The 9,578-nt window shown below is 47.7% G+C and carries 8 protein-coding genes; 5 read left to right on the plus strand and 3 right to left on the minus strand.

Going from position 1 to position 9,578, the window contains the following annotated elements; all coding sequences use genetic code 11:
* Positions 1-405 precede the first annotated feature (405 nt).
* Positions 406-1,464, plus strand: a complete 1,059-nt coding sequence (locus ACTVJH_RS11060; protein WP_455990460.1) for an AI-2E family transporter — start codon at positions 406-408, stop codon at positions 1,462-1,464.
* 404 nt (positions 1,465-1,868) lie between these two features.
* Here the strand turns inward: ACTVJH_RS11060 and ACTVJH_RS11065 are convergent, their stop codons facing one another.
* Both ACTVJH_RS11065 and ACTVJH_RS11070 read right to left on the minus strand, forming a co-directional pair.
* The gene (locus tag ACTVJH_RS11065) at positions 1,869-3,266 is read right to left on the minus strand and encodes a sigma-54-dependent transcriptional regulator (protein ID WP_455990463.1); all 1,398 of its coding nucleotides are present in this window, start codon (positions 3,264-3,266) and stop codon (positions 1,869-1,871) included.
* A complete protein-coding gene (locus tag ACTVJH_RS11070; protein ID WP_455990466.1) occupies positions 3,256-4,617 on the minus strand; it encodes a sensor histidine kinase in 1,362 nt (453 codons plus the stop codon). Before ACTVJH_RS11070 ends, ACTVJH_RS11065 begins: the two co-directional genes overlap by 11 nt.
* A gap of 379 nt (positions 4,618-4,996) precedes the next feature.
* Here ACTVJH_RS11070 and ACTVJH_RS11075 point away from each other — a divergent pair, with 379 nt between their 5' ends.
* The 4 genes from ACTVJH_RS11075 to ACTVJH_RS11090 all read left to right on the plus strand — a co-directional run bounded on the left by ACTVJH_RS11075 (position 4,997) and on the right by ACTVJH_RS11090 (position 9,178).
* Positions 4,997-5,455, plus strand: coding sequence for a DUF4168 domain-containing protein (locus ACTVJH_RS11075; protein ID WP_455990469.1), 459 nt, complete (start codon positions 4,997-4,999; stop codon positions 5,453-5,455).
* Between the two features lie 1,124 nt (positions 5,456-6,579).
* Positions 6,580-7,053 (plus strand): hypothetical protein, encoded by a 474-nt coding sequence (locus ACTVJH_RS11080; RefSeq protein ID WP_455990472.1) that lies wholly within the window; start codon positions 6,580-6,582, stop codon positions 7,051-7,053.
* A gap of 721 nt (positions 7,054-7,774) precedes the next feature.
* A complete protein-coding gene (gene ltrA / locus ACTVJH_RS11085; RefSeq protein WP_455990475.1) occupies positions 7,775-8,857 on the plus strand; it encodes a group II intron reverse transcriptase/maturase in 1,083 nt (360 codons plus the stop codon).
* Between the two features lie 12 nt (positions 8,858-8,869).
* Entirely contained in the window at positions 8,870-9,178 is a 309-nt protein-coding gene (locus tag ACTVJH_RS11090; RefSeq protein ID WP_455990478.1) for a group II intron maturase-specific domain-containing protein, read from the plus strand.
* A 92-nt stretch (positions 9,179-9,270) separates the two neighbouring features.
* Here the strand turns inward: ACTVJH_RS11090 and ACTVJH_RS11095 are convergent.
* The coding region (locus tag ACTVJH_RS11095) for a hypothetical protein (RefSeq protein WP_455990481.1) at positions 9,271-9,578 on the minus strand (308 nt) is incomplete at its 5' end.

The following is a 9,578-nucleotide window of genomic DNA, read 5'->3' on the forward strand; positions in this document are numbered from 1 at the left end:
TATCTCTCCCCGTTTATTTAACGAAAATAAATGAATTTTTATTACAAAAACAATGTGGAACTGGCAATGGAAAATGCCGGCTTTTTGGGGAACAGATGTCGAGTTTGTCCTGAGTGTCGGGAAGGTCAGTCAGAGAGGAGATTGGAAATTTTGACGGGTGATAGCTGTTTTAAGAGCTTTCGCTACTGGACAAAACAGGAGGGCAGGCAATAAACCGTAATGGCGGTTGAAACGATACCCGGTTGGACCCCATGTTTGGGAGCGAATGGGGGCTTGAGCTTCTCAATGGGAGGGGATTCTCGTTCAATCTATAGGATTTTCTTGTTGTTCATGGCAGACTTTTCTGGGTAAGCGACCCAACGCCTTTACCATGTGTAGTAAATCTGTAATTGTTTTCAATTTATTATGAATATAATCCATCAGTGGTTCCGCAAATATTTCTCGGATCAACAGGTCGTGGTTCTGGCCTTGGTGCTCATTTTTGCCGTGGTCGTCATCTTGACAATAGGAGATATGATTGCCCCGGTGATCGCCAGTATGGTCATTGCTTTTTTATTGGAAAGCGTCATCAAGCCTTTGGAGCGGATGCGTGTTCCCCGTTTACTGGCAGTAAGTCTTGTTTTTATTTTTTTCATGCTTTTTTTGGTCTTTTTGGTGATAGGATTGCTCCCTTTGCTGACACAACAGCTGACCCAGTTTATTCAGGAGGTTCCCAGCTGGTTGTCCAGGGGGCAAACCGAGTTGATGCGTCTTCCTGATCGGTATCCTCAATTGTTTACCGAAGATCAGGTGAGAGAAGTGGTGGGAGTGATCAAGACCCAGATAACGTTCTATGGCCAGCAAATGCTCTCTTTTTCCCTGTCCTCCATGCGCAGCATCCTGACGGTCGTCGTGTATATCGTGTTGATGCCGATCATGGTTTTTTTCTTTTTGAAAGACAAAGACAAGATAACCGGCTGGTTCAGGAGCTTTTTGCCCGAGGATCACAGCCTGGCCAGCATTGTCTGGAAAGATGTCCAATTGCAAACAGGCAATTATGTGCGTGGCAAGATATGGGAGATCATTATCATCTGGGGTGCCAGCTATATATCTTTCCTTTTTTTGGGCCTCAACTATGCCATGTTGCTCAGTTTTCTTGTGGGACTCTCTGTTATCATTCCGTATATTGGCGCGACCGTAGTCACGGTACCTGTTCTGCTTCTCGCGTATTTTCAATGGGGATGGGGGTCCGAGTTCGTCAGCACAGCCGTCGTTTACGGCGTTATCCAGCTTTTGGATGGCAATCTGCTCGTTCCGCTCCTGCTTTCTGAGGTCGTCAATCTCCATCCGGTAGCCATCATCACGGCCATTCTGGTTTTTGGCGGTTTTTGGGGATTTTGGGGAGTATTTTTCGCCATTCCCCTGGCCACCTTGATTCAGGCTGTTGTCATCAATGCCTGTCCCAAAGCGCGAGCAGGTACATAAACGGAATTGGTCTTCAGTCTAGTGGATGGTCAATTCTGTAAGTAGGCTCGTTGCTGTCGTTATCGCACCCGGATAATGCCAAGCATCCAAGTAACACACATGCAAAGATAAGCAGTACTTTTGAGCTGAAACAAAATGAAATACGCAGGGGATAAATGGTTTTCATGATCTTTACCTTCTTTTAACCAGGAACTGTTGGGGAACCGGATCGCTGACAGAGATATCAGACAATGTGTCTATGAAGCAATCCTCTCGCATTGCTTCTATGCATCTCACAAGCTTTTACTGAGATTTTTTGGAAAAAATGATGGGATTCAATGGGGTGGCCAGCTCGGAATGCAAACCCTCATGCAATAGCGGGAAGCTTTGGGCTTGCAAGGTTTGCTGGCATGTATGGCAAGGATTCAGCCCGACTCATCGCCTTTGGCAATGTCCAAGCGGCGGTAGAGGGTCGCGCGGCTGATGCCTAAGATTTGAGCGGCCTTGCGTTTGTTGTCATGAACACGGTTGAGCACGAATCGTGTGTAACGATTGGCCATTTCATCCAGGCTGACCAGCCCCTCTTCTTCGGTCATTAACGCGGGCAATGTGTCCGATTCCCTGACTCGTAAGGGGCGCACATGTTCTCGAATTCTTACGGGCAGATCCTCCGGCTGGATTTCTGGGCCGGTGCTGAAGGCTACAGCTCGTTCCATGGCGTTTCGTAATTCTCTCACATTGCCCGGAAAAGGATAGGTATGCAGGATGTCGAGGGTTGTGTTGGATATTCCTCGGATGTTGCGTTGCATACGACTGTTGAACAGGTGGATAAACCAGGCGCACAAAAAATCGAGATCATCATCCCTCTCGCGCAACGGGGGAACATGCAGGTTAAAGGTTTCCAGACGGTAAAAAAGATCTTCGCGAAAATGCCCTGAACGGACTTTTTCCTCAAGGTTGCAATTGGTTGCGGCAATAATTCGGACATTGATCCGTTTTTCAGTGTTGGTTCCCACCGGTCGGACCAGGCCGTCTTGAAGAATGCGCAAAAGTTTTGCCTGGAGTTGGAGGGGCATTTCTCCGATTTCATCCAGGAAAAGCAATCCCCCTTCGGCCTCGGCAAAGAGCCCCTTGCGTGCTTTTTCCGCCCCTGTGAAGGCGCCGGCGGAATGGCCAAAGAATTCACTCTCCTGCAGCTCAGAGGGAATGGCCGCGCAATTGACAGCTACAAAGGGTCCTTTTTGGCTTGGACTTTCCTTATGCACTGCGCGCGCCACCAGATCCTTTCCGGTCCCGCTTTCGCCTGTGATCAATACCGGACCCGTTGCTCGAGCTACCCGTTGCAGGGTGATAAACAATGTGTTCATGGCCGTGCTTCGCCCGATAATTCCATGAAAATCGTTTTTTCCGAGTACACTATGAAACAGCCTGACATTTTCACGCAGCCGTCTCGTTTCAAGGGCCCGCTGGGCACTAATCAGGAGATGATCAAGATCCAGGGGTTTGGTGAGAAAATTATCGGCACCAAATTTGAGAGCCTCCACAGCCTGAGGGACCGTGCCAAAGGCGGTGATGACAATGAATGCCGGAGGGACGACGGATTCTCTGACACGGTTGAGAAGCCACAGGCCATCCGATCCAGGGAGACGGAGATCGCTGACTATCAGATCAGCCGGCCATTGCGTATGGGTCTGCAGAGCGGATTCGGCCTCTGCCTCGCTGCGGACTTCATGGCCCGCGTCATCAAATTCTTCCTGAATCAGTTTGCGCAGGGCGGTATCGTCTTCTACAACAAGTATTCTGGCCGGGGCTTCAGCGAGCATGGTTTTTTCCCAGGGACGAGTTTTTGCGAAATCGTTCAAAGCGCAAGGTGAATAATGCACCGCCTAGTTGTGAGGACCCGATGGTCATCTGCCCGTTATGGTCGTTGACTGCAGCCTGGACCACTGAGAGCCCCAGCCCGGTTCCCTGGCCTGAGCTCTTGGTGGTAAAAAAAGGCTGGGTTATACGGCTACGATGTTCCTCTGAAATTCCTGCCCCGTTGTCGGCCACGAAAAATCCAACCTGATCCTCTTCCTCGAACCATCCCGCATGTATGAGTCCATCTGGTCCAGCAGCATGTACGGCATTGAGTAGAAGATTCATCAATGCCTGTTCTATACGAACGGAATCCACTTCAAGTTTCGGGGCGGGTCTGGGGCCGGAAATCTGTAGGCTGATGGATTTTTCCCGCACCTTTTCAGCCAGCTGACCGGCAGCGCATTGTACTATTTCATCCAGCCCCCGCAACCTCGGCTTAAGGGGGTTGCCTTTTCCAGAATCGAGTAGTTGACGAACGATGCACTCCATCCGCTGAACCGCATCTCTGATCTCATGAAAGACGTTTGCTGTGAGTGGGGGAAGGTCCTTGTTTCTGAGCATGCGCTGGGCCTTGCCGGCGATAACGCTCAGGGGGGTTCCAATTTCATGCGCCACGCCTGCGGCCAATTCTCCAACGGCTGCAAGTTTTTGGGACTGTTGGAGGCGGCGTTCCAGTTCCCGTTGTCTGGCCTGTTTGTGTTCGATTTCTGCTCGGGATCGTTCCAGACTGTCGAGCATTGCGTTCATTCCTTTGGAGAGACTGCGCAATTCACGGGGCCCTGCGGCTGTGACCCGATGACTGCGTTCTCCCTGCTCGATCCGAGCCATGCTACGGACCATGTTTTTGAGATTACGACCAATAACCCGGTGGTGTCCGTAGAGAACAATACCCAGAAGAAAGAACGAGAGAATGATCAAAAGCTGCAAGGCCTGGTTTCGTACACGTTCGATATATTTATGGATATTGCTCTGCTCTCTGGTGACTTGGAGCAGTCCTGCATTGCGGCCGACGGAGTCCACCAGTGGAACAAAATAGGAGTAAATTTTTGTGCCGCCTGTGTTCTGGTATTCGCCCTTACGATCTCCCTGTGCCGCAAGGTGGGCAAGATGCGTATCGGTGTTTTGCGCGGGTACACCCGGACCGCTGGCTGCTATCTGGCGTCCCAATGAGTCATAGACATAGGCGCCATAGACCCTTTCAAAGCCGAAAACAGAGGAAAGGGTTCGAGACAGGGTTCCCTGGCGTTCACGTTCCAAAGCGTATTCCAGAGATCCGCGAATGGCCCGGGCAATGATTTCGATGTCTTCCTGCATTCGTTTTTCGCTTTCGTCTTCCAGATGCCGCAGTGTGTACTGGCCAAAAAAACACAAGCAGGCAATGAGTGGCAAGATGAGGAAGACGAGAAGTGAAGCCCTCAGACTCAGACCCTTTCGGAGAGGAGATAAGAGTGGTGAAATTTTTTGAAATATTTGAGACATGTCTCATTTTTAAACAGCCTGTGGCGTGTCCGTCAAGTCCAAAAAAAGTGATTTATGTCGGGTCTGAAAATAAAAAATCTTTATTTCAATCTCTTATGTAAAAAAATCAAATTTTTTCATAAATGGCATGCGGGTTGCTTTTGAGAAGTATCTTTCAGTGATCAGGTAGTCACTGGGAAGAGTATATGACTGGCGTGGCAAAATCTGTGAGATTTTGCCGGATGATGAACCAAAACAATCGTGGAGGAAACGTTTAATGATCAAGAATTGTACGCAAACCGGTTTTCTTTTGCATACCGCTTTTGTTATGATCGTAGGACTGCTGTTTTTTGCGGCACCTGCACTGGCCCAGGAAGGTCAGCAGAAATATCCTGCCGGCATGGAAGCGCAGCAGCCCGAGCTCCAGGATTTCGATGACCAGACTGTGGACAACTTTGCATCGTCCATGATTGAGGTACAAACCATAAGGAACCAGTTTACGCAAAAGCTCCAGGGAGTGCAGGATCAGGAACGGGCCGTGGCCCTTCAGCAGGAAATGAGCACCAAGATGATCGATGCGGTGCAGAATCAGGGGCTTGATGTGGAAACATTTAACACTATTGCCAGTCAGATGACTGTTGATCAGCAACTGCAGAAAAAGGTTGAAGGACTGATTGAACAGAAGATGCAATAGTTATTAGAAAAACAATCCGAACTGTTCCAATCTGGATAGTTCACAAGACAAATAAAGCCCTGATGATTGGCATCAGGGCTTTATTTGTCTGATTTGTATTTCTCTAGCTCAGGCTACGAATGCGATAAAAAAGGAGCAGCATCCATAGAGGCGTGACCGTGAACATACAGTTTTATCGGGGTCGGACCTCGCTAGCTACTTGAAATGTTGTTATAAAGATCCCAAAACAACCCGCTTTCACCGCTTAGAACGGCCGTTTTGCCCTCTAAACAAACGATGTAAGGAGGGGGTTGCTCTCTAAGCATGCATGAACTTGTCAACCTTGGAAGGTCCTGTTCGTCATGGCCTGGCAAAGGCGTGGCATGCTGCTGGGGGACCTTGCTTTGCTTGATGGTTTGATTGACAGTGCAATGCTCGGTTGGCAACGCCTTGTAGATATTTCGGGCTCATCCGGCAAAAGGGTACTTTTCATCTCGAGCCCAGCTGCCTGTAAGCATTGTGGAAGCACATCTTCGGGCCGCACCCAAAGAGAACGAGTACATGGACGCTGTAGCCCCCCTCCCGTAGTTCAGGGAGGGGCTGGGGGAGGGTTTCAAACAGCTGGAGGAAGGGACTATCGGATATTTAACCCGTCCCCATATTCCCAATCTGGATAGAGACCCTACCTTTTTAAGAAAATAACCCTACCATAAAATTCTTCCCATTATATCCGAGAATCAATTGTGATATCAGTTAGTTTTGATTTTTAAATCATATAAAACAAATGTTTATAAAAATCACTGTCAGAAAAAATGATTTTTGTATAAGTATAAAATCGAAAAAACCCCCATATAGAACCATGGAAAACCCTACCTTTGGACTATCCGTGTTCCCTAATTTGCAAAAAAAAATATTTCGGTTATGGTAATAGTGAAAATTTTTTTAGCTCGTTTTGAGAAATTACGAGTTTCTTCGCTATTTAATTTGGGTAGGATGAGGTTAATTTTTTGGACAGCACCCCCCCCGATAACCAGATTTTATAAAAAAATGATTTATGATGCATTTATAAATTGATATTCTGTATTTTTTTGTGAGACCACAACAACTATTTAATATTATTTTACATTAAATTATCGGGTAGAAATATGTCTATAGAAAAATTATCGTCAATTTTGTGTGTATTGTTTGTTGCATTTATTTTTATTACTTATATAAATGAAGATGAAGAAGTACCTAAAAATGAAAAAGTAATATCTAACATAACAAATGACACATCTTCAAAAACTAATAATGATTTACAAAATACAGATAAAATATATAAGATAAAAACCGATGAACTATATGGTTCGATTGTAGCTATAGACAGAAAAGCATGGGACGATTATCAAATAGCAACTATATTAAATGATCAAGATAAATTACTAGACTTAGATTTACATGGTTACATTTTTTATGTTAAAAATGATACAAAAGTTGAAATTTTTGGTTCGATTGAAAATTATCACAAAGTTGCGTTCATAAAAATATTATCTGGTGAGCACCAAGGGGCAACAGTCTATATACTAAAAACAAATTTGCAACAAAACGTACAAAGTACAAAGGGTCAGGCTAGAAGTTGATGAAAGGATCAACCATGAAAAACAAAATGGATAGTCTTGGCATCATTGATTTTTTCAGCCGGCCTTCTGTGAGCAATAACGTACAATAACGTAATAGCGTACAAAGGAACAATAGTACAAAGGGACATTATGTAGCGAGTTTAGTTATGTTGCCAGATTAGCCCTGAATGAGGCAAAATACCCTGCTTTACCCCGCCTGGTTTTTTTCAAGAGATACCCCGCATACCTCGCCTTGGTTCTTGCTTGGTGATAAGCAAGAGTTGACCTTACAAGTAAAACCTTCAAGTCGTTTGGCTTGGAGGTTTTCTTAGTGCGCCGGGCATGGCGCGTATCTTATGGGGTGTAAGTCCCCTGTGGGCCGTAATGTGCGGAACCACGAGCCGGAGGCAACTGCATCGTCGTGAGGCGTTGTGGGAAGGAAGCCCGAGGCAAGACTTTGGACTTGACGAACAGAAACCGGGTCAGGCCGATACTTCAGGGTAAGGGAGCTATGGATTCCGATGCCCAATACACATTCGGTTGAAGTAGAGGTAAACCCGGCGAGGTCCAGAGGACAGATACGTGTCTTACCCCGGGAGATCTGACGGGTGGTCATTTAGTGACATTCGCGATCCAAGGCCATCATGCCAAGGACGTGGCAACAGTCGTCAGAAGTCAGCAGAGGTCATAGTAGTTGCCTCCCTTGTGGCGATGAAGGACCGAATCTTATGGAGCAGGAACCATGTCTGAAATCTCGCAAGGCAGCGTAGCACAGCCAACAGGCAGAAATGCAGCCCCCGGCCGAATCGGAGGAGACGGAATCAAATCTGTCCGGCACGAGGAGTGTAGCTTGTCTTCGGCGGCATCGGAAGCGTTGGACCTGTCAGATCAACTTCTCATGGAAGAGATAGTCAGTAGTGACAATCTCAATGAGGCGTTCAAACGAGTCAAAGACAACAAGGGTTGTGCGGGTGTGGATGGTATGAGTGTCCACGCTCTGGAACAATGGTGTCGGAAGAATCATCGGACTCTGATTACCTCCCTGCTTCAAGGGAAATATACTCCAAGTCCCGTACTCGGAGTAAAGATCCCGAAGGCGAGTGGAGGCAAGCGTCAACTGGGTATTCCCGTGGTAGTGGATCGGCTTGTTCAGCAAGCGATCCAGCAAGTCCTGACTCCTATTCTGGACCCGCAATTTTCTTCGGGGAGTTTCGGGTATCGTCCGGGTTTGAGTGCTCATGATGCACTTGGACGTGCAGGTCAGTACATCCGGGAAGGATACGTTTATGTGGTGGACATGGATCTTGAGAAATTCTTCGACCGTGTAAACCATGACATTCTGATGTCACGTCTGGCTCGTCATGTGAAAGACAAGCGAGTATTAAAGTTGATCCGGGCTTTTCTGAATGCCGGGATCATGCAAGACGGAGTGGTCACCTCCCGTAAAGAGGGAACCCCTCAAGGCGGCCCGTTGAGTCCGTTGCTTGCAAATCTTCTCCTCGATGATCTGGACAAGGAACTGGAAAGCCGTGGCCACCGGTTTGTTCGGTATGCCGATGACTGCAACATTTATGTGCAATCACAGCGAGCGGGAGAACGTGTTTTGGCCAGCGTGAGCGAATTTCTGGCCAAGAAACTGAAATTACGGGTGAATACCAAGAAATCCGCAGTTGATATGGTGAATAATCGCTCGTTTCTCGGGTATCGGTTGATTGCCGATGGAAGCCTGGGACTACCCCCGCAAACAATCAAGCGGTTCAAGGACAAAGTTCGTCAGCGAACAAGGCGTAACAAGTCTATCGAACTGGAAAAGATGATTGATTGACTGAATAATCTGGTGCGTGGCTGGGTCAGCTACTATCGTTTGCTGCGAAGCGGATCGAAACTCAAAGCTCTAGACGGATGGATACGTCGCAAGATTCGAGTGGTGAAACTCAAGCAGCTTAAACGAAGGTACACTGTATGGAAGTTTCTGGTCAGCAGAGGCGTGTCACACGAAAACGCTTGGCTTCAGGCCTTGAGTGGCAAGGGATACTGGCGATTGAGCCGAACGCCTCAATCCCACCGTAGTATGAATCAAGCATGGTTCGACGAACTGGGTCTTGAAACTCTCCATGAGAGGTGGTCGGCGTACCGACGTCCATAGGAAACCGCCTTGGTGCGTAGCACGCATGCCGGGTGGTGTGAGAGCCGGGGATGGGTGACCTCCCCGGCTACTCGATTCGGGGTCGGACCTCGCTAGATACTTGAAATATTGTTATAAAGATCCCAAAATAACCCGCTTTCACCGCTTAGAACGGCCATTTTGCCCTCTAAACAAACGATGTAAGGAGGGGGTTGCTCTTTAAGCATGCATGAACTTGTCAGCCTTGGAAGGTCCTGTTCGTCATGGCTTGGCAAAGGCGTGGCATGCTGCTGTGGGATCTTGCTTTGCTGGATGGCCTGATTGTCCGTGCAATGCTCTATTGGCAACGCCTTGTAGATATTTCGTTTAGCCAGTCTACCGGTGAGGCGTTCTCTGATCTGTCCGACAAATTCATGACTAC

The sequence above is a fragment of the Desulfoplanes sp. PS50 genome, from assembly GCF_053851535.1.

Bases quoted from the DNA above. Each gene is read 5' to 3' on its own strand.
- ACTVJH_RS11070 (WP_455990466.1), bottom strand. From the start codon at position 4,617: ATGCAGGAAGACATCGAAATCATTGCCCGGGCCATTCGCGGATCTCTG.
- ltrA (WP_455990475.1), top strand. From the start codon at position 7,775: ATGTCTGAAATCTCGCAAGGCAGCGTAGCACAGCCAACAGGCAGAAAT.
- ACTVJH_RS11060 (WP_455990460.1), top strand. From the start codon at position 406: ATGAATATAATCCATCAGTGGTTCCGCAAATATTTCTCGGATCAACAG.
- ACTVJH_RS11065 (WP_455990463.1), bottom strand. From the start codon at position 3,266: ATGCTCGCTGAAGCCCCGGCCAGAATACTTGTTGTAGAAGACGATACC.
- ACTVJH_RS11080 (WP_455990472.1), top strand. From the start codon at position 6,580: ATGTCTATAGAAAAATTATCGTCAATTTTGTGTGTATTGTTTGTTGCA.